Origin of the sequence: Sinorhizobium numidicum (assembly GCF_029892045.1) — a bacterium.
In the GTDB taxonomy this organism is placed as follows: Bacteria; Pseudomonadota; Alphaproteobacteria; order Rhizobiales; family Rhizobiaceae; genus Sinorhizobium; species Sinorhizobium numidicum.
The window spans coordinates 311,903-325,955 of record NZ_CP120368.1 but is presented as its reverse complement, the minus strand read 5'-3'; the positions used below and the strand labels follow the sequence as shown (position 1 = coordinate 325,955).

At 60.8% G+C, this 14,053-nt stretch carries 17 protein-coding genes; 11 read left to right on the top strand and 6 right to left on the bottom strand.

The genetic code is table 11. The features are described 5' to 3' along the window. Positions 1–8: 8 nt before the first annotated feature. From ugpA to rsmI, 4 genes are all read right to left on the bottom strand, one after another. Positions 9–893 carry a sn-glycerol-3-phosphate ABC transporter permease UgpA gene (gene ugpA, locus PYH37_RS12670; RefSeq protein WP_280735301.1) on the bottom strand — a complete coding sequence of 295 codons (885 nt, stop codon included), beginning with the start codon at positions 891–893 and terminating at the stop codon, positions 9–11. Between the two features lie 97 nt (positions 894–990). After that, positions 991–2,307: a sn-glycerol-3-phosphate ABC transporter substrate-binding protein UgpB gene (gene ugpB / locus PYH37_RS12665; RefSeq protein WP_280735300.1), complete on the bottom strand. Its 1,317-nt coding sequence runs from the start codon at positions 2,305–2,307 to the stop codon at positions 991–993. A 220-nt stretch (positions 2,308–2,527) separates the two neighbouring features. Further along, positions 2,528–2,896, bottom strand: coding sequence for a YraN family protein (locus PYH37_RS12660; RefSeq protein WP_280735299.1), 369 nt, complete (start codon positions 2,894–2,896; stop codon positions 2,528–2,530). Beyond that, the gene (gene rsmI, locus PYH37_RS12655; RefSeq protein WP_280735298.1) at positions 2,886–3,833 is read right to left on the bottom strand and encodes a 16S rRNA (cytidine(1402)-2'-O)-methyltransferase; all 948 of its coding nucleotides are present in this window, start codon (positions 3,831–3,833) and stop codon (positions 2,886–2,888) included. Before rsmI ends, PYH37_RS12660 begins: the two co-directional genes overlap by 11 nt. Before the next feature lie 239 nt (positions 3,834–4,072). On the opposite strand from rsmI, the gene dnaN reads away from it, so the two are divergent. From dnaN to PYH37_RS12620, 7 genes are all read left to right on the top strand, one after another. After that, a complete protein-coding gene (gene dnaN, locus PYH37_RS12650) occupies positions 4,073–5,191 on the top strand; it encodes a DNA polymerase III subunit beta (protein WP_280735297.1) in 1,119 nt (372 codons plus the stop codon). A gap of 224 nt (positions 5,192–5,415) precedes the next feature. Continuing rightward, on the top strand, positions 5,416–6,018 hold the full coding sequence (gene pmtA, locus PYH37_RS12645; RefSeq protein WP_280735296.1) for a phospholipid N-methyltransferase PmtA: 603 nt from the start codon (positions 5,416–5,418) through the stop codon (positions 6,016–6,018). Between the two features lie 112 nt (positions 6,019–6,130). Then, positions 6,131–6,709, top strand: a complete 579-nt coding sequence (locus PYH37_RS12640) for a histidine phosphatase family protein (RefSeq protein ID WP_280735295.1) — start codon at positions 6,131–6,133, stop codon at positions 6,707–6,709. Between the two features lie 7 nt (positions 6,710–6,716). Beyond that, complete coding sequence (gene pyrF / locus PYH37_RS12635) at positions 6,717–7,421, top strand: orotidine-5'-phosphate decarboxylase (protein ID WP_280735294.1); 705 nt, start codon at positions 6,717–6,719, stop codon at positions 7,419–7,421. Positions 7,422–7,557: 136 nt separating this feature from the next. Further along, positions 7,558–7,845, top strand: coding sequence for a DUF1330 domain-containing protein (locus tag PYH37_RS12630; protein WP_280735293.1), 288 nt, complete (start codon positions 7,558–7,560; stop codon positions 7,843–7,845). Between the two features lie 121 nt (positions 7,846–7,966). Then, positions 7,967–8,947 carry a complex I NDUFA9 subunit family protein gene (locus PYH37_RS12625; protein ID WP_280735292.1) on the top strand — a complete coding sequence of 327 codons (981 nt, stop codon included), beginning with the start codon at positions 7,967–7,969 and terminating at the stop codon, positions 8,945–8,947. 231 nt (positions 8,948–9,178) lie between these two features. Continuing rightward, positions 9,179–9,340 (top strand): hypothetical protein, encoded by a 162-nt coding sequence (locus PYH37_RS12620; RefSeq protein ID WP_280735291.1) that lies wholly within the window; start codon positions 9,179–9,181, stop codon positions 9,338–9,340. A gap of 137 nt (positions 9,341–9,477) precedes the next feature. On the opposite strand, the gene PYH37_RS12615 is transcribed toward PYH37_RS12620, so the two are convergent. Further along, a complete protein-coding gene (locus PYH37_RS12615) occupies positions 9,478–10,284 on the bottom strand; it encodes an undecaprenyl-diphosphate phosphatase (RefSeq protein ID WP_280735290.1) in 807 nt (268 codons plus the stop codon). 159 nt (positions 10,285–10,443) lie between these two features. Here PYH37_RS12615 and PYH37_RS12610 point away from each other — a divergent pair, with 159 nt between their 5' ends. The 3 genes from PYH37_RS12610 to PYH37_RS12600 are packed head-to-tail and all read left to right on the top strand — an operon-like array spanning position 10,444 to position 13,179. After that, on the top strand, positions 10,444–11,136 hold the full coding sequence (locus PYH37_RS12610; RefSeq protein ID WP_280735289.1) for a glutathione S-transferase family protein: 693 nt from the start codon (positions 10,444–10,446) through the stop codon (positions 11,134–11,136). 10 nt (positions 11,137–11,146) lie between these two features. Continuing rightward, positions 11,147–12,319, top strand: coding sequence for a tRNA epoxyqueuosine(34) reductase QueG (gene queG, locus PYH37_RS12605; RefSeq protein ID WP_280735288.1), 1,173 nt, complete (start codon positions 11,147–11,149; stop codon positions 12,317–12,319). Next, entirely contained in the window at positions 12,307–13,179 is an 873-nt protein-coding gene (locus tag PYH37_RS12600) for an SDR family oxidoreductase (protein WP_280735287.1), read from the top strand. The genes queG and PYH37_RS12600 overlap by 13 nt, the downstream gene beginning before the upstream one ends. A 25-nt stretch (positions 13,180–13,204) precedes the next feature. Here PYH37_RS12600 and PYH37_RS12595 read toward each other — a convergent pair whose 3' ends face one another. After that, positions 13,205–13,465: a hypothetical protein gene (locus tag PYH37_RS12595; protein WP_280735286.1), complete on the bottom strand. Its 261-nt coding sequence runs from the start codon at positions 13,463–13,465 to the stop codon at positions 13,205–13,207. A gap of 178 nt (positions 13,466–13,643) precedes the next feature. Here PYH37_RS12595 and PYH37_RS12590 point away from each other — a divergent pair, with 178 nt between their 5' ends. Next, positions 13,644–14,018, top strand: coding sequence for a septal ring lytic transglycosylase RlpA family protein (locus tag PYH37_RS12590; protein WP_280735285.1), 375 nt, complete (start codon positions 13,644–13,646; stop codon positions 14,016–14,018). Positions 14,019–14,053 lie beyond the last annotated feature (35 nt).

Here is a 14,053-nt window from a genome sequence, read left to right as displayed (position 1 = left end):
GCAGCTCCTCAATACTGGACGCGCCGCTCGACATAGCGGAACTGGATGACGGTGAGCACGGCGACGATCAGCATCAAGAGCACCGACTGCGCCGAAGACGAGCCGAGATTGAGGCCGAGATAGCCGTCGCCATAGACCTTGTAGACGAGGATATTAGTCGCCTGAGCCGGACCGCCCCCGGTGGTGGCGTCGACGATCGCGAAGGTATCGAACATGGTGTAGTTCACGTTGACGATGAACAGGAAAAAGGTCGTCGGGGACAGGAGCGGCAAGACGATCGTTAAGAAACGCTTGACCGGACCGGAGCCGTCGATCGCCGCCGCTTCGATCAGCGAATGCGGCACGGATTGTAGCCCGGCGAGGAAGAAGAGGAAGTTATAGGAAATCTGCTTCCAGGCGGCAGCGATGATGATCAGGATCATCGCATGCGTGCCGTTCAGATTATGGTCCCATCCTATGCCGATCTGACCGAGAAAATAAGCGAGCACGCCCGTCGTCGAATTGAACAGGAACCACCAGAGCAGGCCGGCGATGACCGGCGCCACGGCGTAGGGCCAGACGAGCAGCGTGGTGTAGACGCGTCCGACTTTGACCAGACGATTGACCGCCGCCGCGAAGACTAGGCCCAGCGCCATGGAAAGCACAGTCACTGCGATGGCGAAAACCGCCGTGCGCCCGAGCGAGCCGAGATAGAGCGGGTCCTGCAGAAGCCGGGCATAATGAGTGAAGCCGACGAAACTGGCCGACAGCCCGAACGGATCTTCCCGCTCAAAGGAGGATTTCACCGCCTGTCCCGCCGGCCAGATGAAGAACACCAACGTAATGGCGAGTTGCGGTGCCAGAAGCAGATAGGGCAGCATTCGGTTCGGAAAGATCGTGCGTTTCGTGTCCATGCGTCGTCTTTCTTGACCTGTCGCGGAGGCGCCATCATCGACTGGAAAAACGAAGAGAAGTCGGCGACTGCCGGCTTCTCCCGTTTGCCACCGTGCTTCAGTTGGCCGCCTCGAACTCGCGAAGCAGTTCATTGCCGCGCTGAACAGCGGAATCGAGCGCCTGCTGCGCATCCTTGCTGCCCGCGAGCAGCGCCTGGAACTCCTCGTCCACGATAATGCGGGCCTGGGTCAGATTGCCGAAACGCACGCCTTTCGAGTTCGCCGAGGGCGTGCCGCGGGTGATCTGTCCAAGCGCGATCTCGGAACCGGGATTCTTTTCGTAATATCCCTGCTTGCGACCAAGCTCATAGGCCGCGTTGGTGATCGGCAGATAGCCCGTGTACTGGTGCCAATCGGCCTGGAGTTGTGGCTCAGACAGGTAGGTGAAGAACTTCGCGACGCCCTTATAGACATCGTCACTCTGGCCGTTGAGAACCCAGAGCGTCGCACCGCCGATGATCGAGTTCTTCGGCTCCTTCGTGACGTTGTCGTAATAGGGAAGCGGCGCGAAACCGGGCGTAAAGTCCTTGGCGTTCTTGATGACGCCAGAGCGGCCAGCCGACGAGTTCATGGTCATAGCGCATTCCTGGGCATAGAACTTCGTCGCGGCATCGTCGCCGCCGGCGGGGCCACCATATTGGAACAGGCCCTCGTCGGCCCATTTCTTCAGGTTGCCCCAATGCCGAACCTGGACCGGGCCGTTGAAGGTGAACTCCGCTCCGGTACCGCCGAAGCCGTTTTCCAGGGTGCCGAAGGGCTGATCGTGAATGGCCGAAAGATTCTCCGTCTGAATCCAGGTGATCCAGGCACTGGTGAAGCCGCACTTCGCCGCGCCGGAAGTCACGATCTTCCGGGAAAAGTCCTCGACTTCCGCCCAGGTCTTTGGGGCAACCTCCGGATCGAGGCCGGCCTTCTTGAACACGTCCCTGTTGTAATAAAGGATCGGCGTCGAGGAGTTGAAGGGCATGGAGAGGATGTTACCCTCGATGTCGGTATAATAGCCGACCACCGGCGCGATGAAGGAAGCCGGCTCGAAGAGCTCTCCCTGATCCGCCATCAGCTTGTAAACCGGATAGACGGCGCCCTTGGCGGCCATCATCGTTCCGGTACCAACCTCGAAGATCTGCGCGATGGCCGGCTGCTCGCCGGCGCGAAACGCGGCGATCGTTGCCGTCAGCGTCTCCGGATAGGTCCCCTTGTAGACCGGCTTCACGACGTAGTCGGTCTGGCTCTCATTGAATTTCTTGGCGATTTCTTCGAGCTTCTGCCCGACTTCACCGCCCATGGCGTGCCACCAGGTGATTTCGGTCGCGGCCAGCGAGGAGGATGCCGAAAGCGCCAGGGCGAACCCGGCAGTGATGAATTTCCTGATCATGTCGATTGCCCTCTCCAGCTTCCATTGGGATGGCAGTGGACTAGTGACCTTCGATGACAGGCGGGTAACGCTTTTATGTCGGAACGATTACAAATTTGCCTGGATTACGATGATTTTGGGTCGAAGCGATCCAAAATCATAAACGTGATCGATTCTAAGAAGTTAGAGCGGGATGCGGGTGGAAAGCCGTATACACTTTTCGTCATCGCGCTCTAGTTGGTCAAAAGGCATTCGGCAGGTGTTGCGGCCAGCGCCAGGGTGTGACGGCGACGATGTCGTAGCGGACGGAGAGGCGGTGAAAATCGGCCTGGCGGGAGAGCCAGATGTCGCTTGCAGCACGAATACGCCGTTGCGCCGCATCGGACACGGCAAAGACGGCCTCGTCGAAGCCGCGCCGGGCCTTCACCTCGACGCAGGCGATGAGGTCACCCCGCCGGGCGATGATGTCGATTTCGCCGAGCTTCGTGCGGTAGCGCATGGCGACGATACGATAGCCTTTCAGCACGAGACAGAGCGCGGCACGGTATTCGGCGAAAAGCCCGCGCTTCAGCGCCTTCAGCTTGCGGGCATCGGGCCGCTCAGCCTTCATCGCGTACCCTGAGACTGAGGAGCCGGTCATAAAGATCCTTGCGGGGCAGGCCTGTCCGGCGGGCGGCCTCCGTCGCCGCCTTGCCCATCGGCATATCCCGTGCAAGCGCTCTCAAAAGCGCGTCCACATCGGCCTCCTCCGGAACCGGTGCGGCTTCGGGCGGACCGATGACCAGCACGATCTCACCCTTCACACCCGCCGTCTGGCTATAGACGGCTTTGAGATCGCCAAGCGTGCCGCGGCGGAACTCCTCAAAGGTTTTGGTCAGTTCGCGGCAGACGGCTGCTTTTCTCGCTTCACCGAGAACATCGGCCGCCGCAGCAAGGGTCGCGGCAATGCGATGCGGCGACTCGAAGAACAGGAGTGTGGCCGGGACCATGGCGAGTTCCGTCAGCCGGTCGCGTTTGGCCTTGTCCTTGGTGGGCAGAAAGCCCGCAAACAGAAAGGCATCACTCGGGAGACCGGAGCCGACAAGGGCTGCAAGCGGAGCCGACGGCCCCGGGATCGGCACGACGCGATATCCGGATTCGATCGCAAGCTGCGCCAGGCGATAACCAGGATCGGAGACGAGCGGTGTGCCGGCATCGGAGACGAGCGCCACCGACTTGCCTTCGCCGAGCGCCGCCAACAGCCGCGGTCCCGCTTCCGCCGCATTGTGCTCGTGATAGGCGAAAGGGCGATTGACAATGCCGTATCGATCGAGCAGGACGCGTGTCACGCGCGTGTCCTCGCAGGCAAGCACATCGGCGCCAGCAAGCGTTTCCAGAGCTCTCAAGGTTATATCGGCGAGATTGCCGATCGGCGTCGCCACGAGATAGAGCGCCGGCTCCAGCGGACGAGCAGGAATGCTGGCATTGTGCAGACGATAGCTGCGCTGTCTTTCCTTCTCCGCCGCTTCAGTCGACTGCCGCTTTTCCAACTCTATCTTCCCGATCATGACGCCCGGCTCGCCGGTTCGAGCCCTTTATGAGTGAGCGGACAGGGCAGGGCAAGGGCCGGCCATGGCGGGAAGCGCTTGCATTTGGGGAAACAGCCGGCAAAACCCCTTGCTTTTGCGGCTCTCTTTCTGCCATTTTGCCCGTCCACATCCTTCCGGCCGATCGGCCGGAATACTCGCAGTTGACGCTGCGGCGGGCACTACGTCCGCCCGGCAACGGTTGAAAGCGGTAGCATCCCATGCGCATTACTCTCGAGCGGTCCAACCTTTTGAAATCGCTGAACCATGTTCACCGCGTGGTCGAACGGCGAAATACGATCCCGATCCTCTCGAACGTGCTGTTGCGCTCGGACGGCGCAAGCCTGGAAATGAAGGCGACCGACCTCGACCTTGAGATTACCGAGGCAACGCCGGCGCAAGTGGAACAGCCCGGTGCCACGACTGTTCCCGCTCATCTGCTCTACGACATCGTTCGGAAGCTTCCGGACGGATCGGAAGTGCTGCTCGCCACCAATGCCGAGGGCACGGCGATGACCGTTGCCTCCGGGCGCTCCAAATTCTCGCTGCAATGCCTGCCGCAGTCCGACTTCCCGGATCTCACCGCTGGAAGCTTCTCGCATACCTTCCGCCTCAAGGCGACGGATCTGAAGATGCTGATCGACCGGACGCAATTCGCGATCTCGACGGAGGAAACCCGCTACTACCTCAACGGCATTTTCGTGCACACGGTCGAGAACAAGGGCCAGCTGAAGCTGCGTGCGGTCGCGACCGACGGCCATCGCCTCGCCCGCGCCGACGTCGAGGCTCCCGGCGGCTCCGAGGGCATGCCGGGGATCATCATTCCGCGCAAGACCGTCAGCGAATTGCAGAAGCTGCTCGACAATCCGGATGTGGTGGTGACAGTCGAAGTCTCGGACGCGAAGATCCGCTTGACGATCGGTTCGATCATCATGACGTCGAAGCTGATCGACGGAACGTTTCCCGACTATCAGCGAGTGATCCCGGCCAACAACGACAAGGAACTGCGCGTCGATTGCCAGTCCTTCGCGCAGGCTGTCGATCGCGTCTCGACGATTTCGTCCGAACGCGGCCGCGCCGTGAAGCTGGCGCTGACCGAAGGACAGATGACGCTGACCGTTAACAACCCGGATTCCGGAAGTGCTACCGAAGAGCTGCCGGTCGGCTATGATAGCGATCCGCTCGAAATCGGCTTCAATGCCAAGTACCTGCTCGACATTACCGCCCAGCTTACCGGTGGCGAGGCGATCTTCATGCTGGCGGACCCCGGTTCGCCGACGCTGGTGCGCGATCTCGCTGCGGAAGACGCGCTCTACGTGCTCATGCCGATGCGCGTATGAGGCCTAAATCGCGGCAAGCCCAACCCGTCATGCGTCCGCATGGCGAGTTTTTCGTGCCTTCGACTGTCGCCCTTTGTTGATAAGCTGTCGCTTTTAGACGCAGCTAGACTTGTTTTCGCCGCAGATGGGAGCACATTATGAACAAAGTGCTCGCGCATTCGGCCGAATCGAGGCAATGCGAAGCGCAAGCAATGCAGAGTGACAACGAGGCTCGAGGGGAATCGATGAATTTGCGCTTGAAGGTGAAGGAAAAATTCGGCCGGAAGTTCGACGAAGAAATCCGCTTCTTCAAGGGCTGGATGAGCAACACCCGCGCGGTCGGCGCGATCCTGCCGACATCCTCGATCACGGCACGACGAATGGCGAGCGTGGTCAACCCGCATTCCGGCCTGCCGGTACTCGAACTCGGACCCGGCACAGGCGTGATCACGAAGGCGATCCTGGAGCGCGGCGTGGCACCGGAAAAGCTCGTTTCGGTCGAATATTCCACCGAATTCTTCCATCAGCTGAGAGAACATTTTGCCGGTGTGAATTTCATCAACGGCGACGCCTTCGATCTCTCGCGCACGCTTGGACCGATGAAGGACCAGCAGTTCGACAGCGTCGTGTCGGCAGTGCCTCTCTTGAACTTTCCGATGAGCCGGCGCGTCGAGCTGATCGACGATCTGCTTTCCCGTATCCCCTTTGGCCGCCCCGTGGTGCAAATTTCCTACGGGCCGCTCTCGCCGGTCGTCGCCATGCCGGATCGTTATCGCATCCAGCATTTTGATTTCGTCGTCCGCAACATTCCGCCAGCGCAGCTCTGGGTCTACCGCAGGGCCCATTGAGGCCGGCCCGCAGTTTCGTGCATCTTTCAGAGGCACAAAGATCGCTGTAGCGCTTTGAATGGCTGCATGTTTTTATCCTTAAACCGGATCCGGTTTAAGGAAACATGCAGTAATGTTCGGCGTCTATCTCACCCATCCGCAAGTAACGATCGATCCCACAGTTCCGGTGCCTGAATGGGGGCTTTCGGATCTTGGGAGGGAGCGCACGCGCGCGACCGCCGGCCAGGTCTGGGTCCGGTCTCTGGGGCGCATCGTTTCGAGCAAGGAGAAGAAGGCGATCGAAACGGCGGCGACGTTAGCAGAGGCGGCAGGCACTGCAGTCGAAACCGACGAGGAGATGGGCGAGAACGATCGTTCGGCAACGGGCTTCCTGCCTCCGCAGGAATTCGAAAAGGCGGCCGATTGGTTTTTCGCCCATCCTGATGAGAGTTTTAGGGGTTGGGAACGGGCAAGCGACGCGCAAAGGCGTATCTCGGCGGCGGTGTCGTACATCCTCGATCGTCACGACCCGACTGTTCCGATCGCATTTGTCGGTCATGGCGGCGTCGGTACCTTGCTGAAATGTCAGATGATGGGGAGGTCGATCGGCCGCAGTGACCAATTGCCTGGAGGCGGCAATCTCTTTGCTTTCCGTCTTGCGGATCGCTGCGTCACATGCGACTGGACGCCGATGGAGTTCTGGCAGGGGTGACCTCGACATGACCACAGGCGCACGCGGCCGGCTGATCGTCGGCCTTGACCTTCCAACGACCGCGCAGGCGGAAAAGATCGTCTCGACCCTTGGCGACGACGTCGCTTTCTACAAGATAGGCTATCAGCTTGCATTTGCCGGAGGACTCGAGTTCGCGCGCGATCTCGCCGGCAGCGGCAAGAAGATCTTTCTCGACATGAAGCTGCTCGATATCGACAACACGGTCGCCAAGGGCGTCGAGAACATCGTCAAGATGGGCATGTCGATGCTGACGCTGCACGCCTATCCGAAGGCGATGAGGGCCGCTGTCGAGGCAGCGAGAGGCTCCGGACTTTGCCTGCTTGGCGTCACGGTACTGACCTCAATGGACGAGCAGGACGTAATCGATGCAGGCTATGAATATGATCCGCATACGCTGGTGCTGCGGCGAGCAGAACAGGCGCGCGCCGCCGGCATGGGCGGCATCGTCTGCTCGGCAGAAGAAGCCTCCGCCGTGCGCAAGATCATCGGCGCCGAAATGGCACTTGTGACGCCCGGCATTCGCCCGGTGGGCGCCGACAAGGGCGATCAGAAGCGGGTAATGACGCCAGCGCAGGCACTCCGCGCCGGCTCGAGCCATCTCGTCGTCGGGCGGCCGATCGTCATGGCGCCCGATCCGCTCGCCGCGAGCCGCGCCATTCTGGCCGAGATGGATAGCGCTCTTTCCGATTGAGCGCCGCGCCGGAAACAATCGAAACAGCTCCGATTTAACGAATCGTGCCGCCGTGCCGAGGCACGCTTGACCTCGGCCGCAATTTGCCGGAAGTAACGATCCCGTCTGTATTTTTCCGGAAGACGAGGAGCTCATCATGGCCAAGGGATATTGGATCGCTCGGGTCGATATTAGAGACCCTGAGCGCTACAAGGATTATGTGGCGGCGGCAAAGCCGGCCTTCGAGAAATATGGCGCGACTTTCCTTGCGCGCGGCGGGCAATTCCACCGGCTGGAAGGCGCCGTTCGCGCCCGCAATGTCGTAATCGAATTCCCCTCCCTGCAGGCGGCGGTCGACTGCTACAACTCGCCGGAATACCAGGTTGCCGCGGCAATTCGCCAGGAGGTCGCCGACGCCGAAATGGTGGTGGTGGAAGGCGTTTAGGCATCGTCGACTGCGGGTACGAAAGCCGCCTTGGGACGTGCGCGGATTGGCCTTCACCTTGCCCGCCGCTTGGGCTATGTAGCAAGCAATTCTTCCCAATGAGATCAGGAGTGCGCTTCCCATGACCTTGTCCAACCTTCCGCCGCTGGTGACGATTTTCGGCGGGTCCGGATTCGTCGGTCGGCATGTGGTGCGCGCGCTCGCCAAACGCGGTTATCGTATCCGTGTCGCCGTTCGCCGGCCGGATCTCGGCGGTCATCTCCAACCGCTCGGCAATGTCGGGCAGATATCGCTTGTCCAGGCAAACCTCCGCTATCGCAACTCGGTGGATCGTGCCGTCGAAGGCGCCGACCATGTGATCAACTGCGTCGGTGTGCTCTTCGAGCGCGGCCGCAACACCTTCGAGGCAGTGCAGGACTTCGGCGCACGCGCCGTCGCCGAAGCGGCGCGCGCGGCGGGCGCGACGCTCACGCATATCTCGGCGATCGGCGCCGACGCGAAGTCCGAATCGCGCTACGCCCGCACCAAGGGGCGCGCCGAGGCCGCGATAATGGAAACGCTGCCGGAGGCGATCATCCTTCGTCCATCGATCATTTTCGGACCTGAGGACGACTTCTTCAACAAGTTCGCCGAGATGGCCCGCTTCTCGCCTGTCCTGCCGCTAATCGGCGGCGGCCGTACGAAGTTCCAGCCGGTCTACGTGACCGACGTCGCGGAGGCCGTGGCGCGTGCCGTCGACGGCAAGGTCGCACGCGGCAAGATCTATGAACTCGGCGGACCGCAGGTTCTGTCCTTCCGCGACTGTCTCGAACTCCTTTTGAAAACGATCGACCGGAAGCGCCGCTTCGTATCCCTGCCCTTCGGGCTCGCCTCGCTTCTCGGGAGCGTCTCGTCGCTGGTGCCGTTCATCACGCCGCCGCTGACCGCCGACCAGGTATTGTTGCTGAAATCCGACAATGTCGTCTCGGCAAAGGCCGAGGCGGAAGGGCGAACCCTCAGCGGGATCGGCATCGAACCGACAATGCTCGATTCGATCCTGCCCACCTATCTGGTGCGCTATCGCCCGCACGGGCAGTATACGCGCGGTGGACGCGCGGCCTGAACGTCTTCCGCGCGTTTTTCTTCCCATAACCGCCGGCAGCCCGGCGGTTTTTTTGTTGTGGCCATGGCGCAACACTGTTGCAGTTCTGCCGCAACCGAGAATGCGAATACTGTTTACCGCGGATTCAGCATGCGCTGATATTGATCATGACAAATCCAGCGAATAAACACCGCTCGCGCCACATCGCTCGGCGAGCGGCGGCAACATCACACTCGAAAGGCACGACGTCCCATGGGCAAGTCGATCGCAATCTTTTTTGCGTCTGCGGCACTGATCATTCTGGCTGGCTCATTCATGGCTCCGAGCACCGTGGCGAGCAGCAGCAAGGGCTGCACCCCGGCCTATGGCGTCGATCCCTGCACCACGGCCTCGATCGAGTTTTCCGGCGAATAAGCCGACGCCTCCTTCGCCTGACGCATCTGAGACGCGCGGCACCGTTGAGAGGCAGAGACATTTCAAGTTTTGGCGGGGGCCAGGGGCCGCATGCGTTTCGAAAGAGACGCATGCGGCTTTATGTTCCCGGCCTGAGGCTATCCAAGCAGCCACAAACCGATGAGACCGGCCGTCCCGATCAGGATGCGCCAGATCGCGAACGGCGTGAAGCCGCGGTTCGAAACGAAATCGAGCAGAGAGCGGACGACGAAGATCCCGGCGACGAAGGCCGCAACGAACCCGAACGCGATCAGGGAGATGTCATCGAAGGAGAGTGCGGCGCGGTTCTTGTAGAGATCGATCGCGAAGGCGCCGACCATTGTCGGCATCGCGAGAAAGAAGGAGAACTCCGCAGCCGAACGCTTGTCGGCCCCCATCAGGAGGGCGCCGGCAATCGTGGCGCCGGAACGCGACGTGCCCGGGATCATCGCCAGGCACTGGAACAGGCCGATCTTGAGCGCCAGAGACGGCGGATAGTCCATCGCCTCGGTATAACGCGGCGTCAGCGGCAGTTGATCGATGACGTAGAGAACGATGCCGCCGGCAATCAGCACGACGCAGATCAGCATCGGCGTTTCGAACAGCACCGACTTGATGAAGCCATGCGCCGCCGCGCCGATGACGGCAGCCGGCAGGAAGGCGAGCAGCACCGAAAAAACGAAACGGCGCGCCTTGACGCTCGTCGGCAGGGAAAAAGCGATGTTGAGCAGCCGCTGGAAGTAGACGAGCAGAATGGCAAGTATGGCGCCGAGCTGGATCAGAACCGCGAAGGTATTTCCCGGCGACCTGAAGCCGAGGAAGTGTCCGGCCAGAAGAACGTGCGCCGTCGACGATACCGGGATGAACTCTGTCAGTCCCTCAATGAGCCCGAGAACGAGCGCGCTGATGATCGATTGATCCGCCATGAATAAGTTGTTCCTGATATCTTGGGATTTGGGAGGAAAAGGTCGATTCGCTTGTTTTTGCCACCGCAACTACCTATAGCTCGTTATGATAAGCCGTGGCCAGACGCATGTGCCGCGATGCTGTCAACCCCGGAAAATAGCTGCGAAACCTGATCATCGATGCCGACACTGTACCATCACCCCATGTCCTCAGCCTCGCGGTTCGTACGCCTTATTCTCTCCGAATATGGCTATCAGACGGAGCTCAGCGAGGAACAGCCCTGGGAGAACCGGCGCGACTTTCTGGCGCTCAATCCGGCCGGCACGTTGCCGGTCTATGTCGATGACAGCATGCGCGCGCTCTGCGGCGCGACGATCATTTCGGAATATCTGGATGAGACCAACGGCATCCTGAAACGGGATCGCCGGCTCCTGGCCGAGGATCCGTTTCAGCGGGCGGAGATCCGCCGCCTCACTGAATGGTTTCTGCAGAAGATGGAGGCCGACGTGACGCGCCCGCTGGTGCGCGAACGCATCTTCAAGCTGCAGATGACCCCGGACCAGGGCGGCGGCGCGCCGGACTCGAAGGTCCTGCGCACCTCGCGCGCCAATATCCGCCAGCATATGAAATATCTCTCCTGGCTCGCGGGATCGCGGCCCTGGCTTGCCGGCGACCGTATATCCTATGCCGACCTTGCGGCAGCCGCCGCGATCTCTGTGCTCGATTACCTCGGAGAGATCGACTGGTCCGACTCCCCGACCGCCAAGGAGTGGTACCAGAGGCTGAAATCCCGCCCCTCCTTCCGGCCGCTGCTGGCGGAGCGGGTACGCGGCGTCACGCCGGTTTCGCATTATGCGGATCTCGATTTCTAAGGACATTGCCATGCCCGGCAACGCTGCAAGAGCGGAGAACCAGGGCAAGAGACGACGGACACTCACCGCGTTTCTGAAGGCCGAGGCTGCGGATAAGGGATTCGACATCTGTCGCGTCACGCGGCCAGACTCGATTCCCGCGGCGCCTGGCCGACTGCGGGAATTCCTGGCCACGGGTTACCACGGCACCATGGAATGGCTGGCCGAGACGGCGGAGCGCCGATCCGATCCGCGCGCTCTCTGGAACGATGTTCGCGCCGTCGTGATCTTCGGCATGAATTATGGCCCCGAAGAGGATCCGCGAGACATTTTGACCAAGCGGGATCGTGGGGCGATATCCGTCTACGCCCAGAACCGCGATTATCACGACGTCATCAAGGGGCGGTTGAAGGAGATCGCGACGCGGTTTGCCGCGCGCGCTGGCGAGGACGTGAAGGTTTTTGTCGATACAGCCCCGGTTATGGAGAAGCCGCTTGCGGAAAAAGCCGGCATCGGCTGGCAGGGTAAGCATACCAATCTCGTCAGTCGGGAATTCGGCTCATGGCTGTTTCTCGGCAGTCTCTTCACCACCGCCGATCTCGACATCGACGAGCCCGAGCGCGATCATTGCGGTTCCTGCCGCGCTTGCCTTGACGTCTGTCCGACAGGAGCCTTTCCGGCACCCTATCGGATCGATGCGCGCCGCTGCATCTCCTATCTGACGATCGAGCACAAGGGACCGATCGCGCCAGAACTTCGTCCACTGATCGGCAATCGGATCTATGGCTGCGACGACTGTCTTGCGGCCTGTCCGTGGAACAAGTTCGCGCAGTCCGCTTCGGAAATAAAGCTCAAGGCGCGCGAAGACCTGAAGGAGCCGGAGCTCGCCGACCTGCTGAGGCTGGATGATGCGGCGTTCCGCGCCTTCTTCTCCGGCTCCCCGGTGAAGCGCATCGGCCGTGACCGTTTTGTCAGAAATGCCTTGATCGCCGCGGGCAATTCCGGTGAAAGAAAGCTGATACCAATCTGCAAGGCGCTGGCGGGCGACGCCTCGCCGACAGTAAGGGGCATGGCTATCTGGGCGCTCTCGCGGCTGATGGGGCCCGGAGAACTTGCGACATTCGCCGGGCAGTGCCGGCCGGAGACCGACAGTGAGGTACTTTCGGAATGGGAAATGGCAGGAGTGAGCCGATGCATGTCCTGATTCTTGGCGCCGGCTATTCCGGCACGGCGATCGCGAAGGCGCTTGCCCCCGCCGCACAGTCGGTGACCGGCACGACCCGTTCGCCGGAAAAGCTGTCCGAACTTGAGCAAGCCGGCATCCGCCCCGTCGTTTTCGATGGAACGACGATTTCCGCCGAGCTTGCCGACGCGATGCGTGAGGCGACGCACCTCGTCCAGTCCATCGCCCCCGGGCGCGACGGCGATCCGATGTTCCGCGCGGGCACTCCGCCGCTTGCCGAACTTCTGCCGAACCTTCGCTGGGCCGGCTATCTCTCCACCGTCGGTGTCTATGGCGACCATGGCGGCGGTTGGGTAACGGAGGATACGCCGCTTAACCCCGTCTCGCAGCGCTCCATCGAGCGGGTAGCGGCGGAGAACGCCTGGATGGATTACGGGGCCCGACAGAGCATTCCGGTCGCAGTGCTGCGGCTTGCCGGCATTTACGGGCCGGGCCGCAACGCCTTTCGCAATCTCGCCGAAGGCACGGCGCGCCGATTGGTGAAGCCGAACCAGGTCTTCAATCGCATCCGCGTCGAAGACATCGGCTCGGCGGCCGCCTTCCTCGCGAACCGGGGCATGGGCGGGATCTTCAATGTCACCGACGACGAACCGGCCCCGCCACAGGACGTGGTCGCTGAAGCCGCGCGGCTGATGGGTGTCGAGCCGCCGCCGGAAATCCCTTTCGAAACCGCCGAGCTTTCGCCGATGGCCCGCTCCTTCTATGGCGAGAACAAGCGTGTCTCGAATGCCCGCCTCCGTGAGGCCGGCTTTGAATTCGCCTTCCCCACCTATCGCGTCTCGCTTGCACAGTTATGGGCGAGCGGCACGTGGCGCGGATAGTAGATCCCGCTGCGAGACCGGTGGATCAGAATATCTGCGTGACCGCAAAAGCATGTCGGCAGATCATCCGAAAGTAACGGCGACGATGGCCGCCGCTTGACTGCCCTATGTCGTCAATATTTCGCCTATACTCTGCCATTTTATGCAACCATCGCGATAGTGGCGAAAATTTATCGATCGAAATTCGTGGAATTTCATCGGGATCGAAATTTTTAATGATTTTTTTCGCCAGCCGGAAGTTTGGCTGCCACTCTGAGCGGCGAAGGACGTTTAGTTGCTGATTCAAAAGAATTTCCTGGGACTCTCTAAAATAATTCAAACAATCGTTAATTTTAAATTTTTGCAGCTTTTCGATAAATCCTAATGGAACGTTAACGGTTGAAGCACGCTTTTGCCATTTTTCACCTCAAATAGCTCGATCAGCAAGGGAACTAATTAAATTTTCAAACCGAAGGGGGCATCGCTTGAAGCCAGCGAAAATCAAGACTGCTGCCGCGGCAGCGCTATTCACCGTCGGGATGGGGTTGGTCTCGGCATCCGATAGTCAGGCAGCAGGCGCTGGTTGCGGCGGGGCATCGTGGTACGCCCTCACCTCCAAGACGGCCTCCGGCGAACGAATGAACGCCGCCCGCCTGACGGCAGCACATCGCAGCCTGAAGTTCGGCACCAAGGTCCAGGTCACCAACAAGCGCAACGGCAAGACCGTCGTCGTCAGGATCAACGATCGCGGCCCATTCATCCGTGGCCGAGTGATCGATCTTTCCAAGGCCGCCGCCTCCCAGATTGGAATGATCCGCTCCGGCACCGCAAGCATCTGTTACCGCGTCATCAATTCCTGATCGATTCCGTCCGCGCTTGGCGCGGGCGGCTTTGC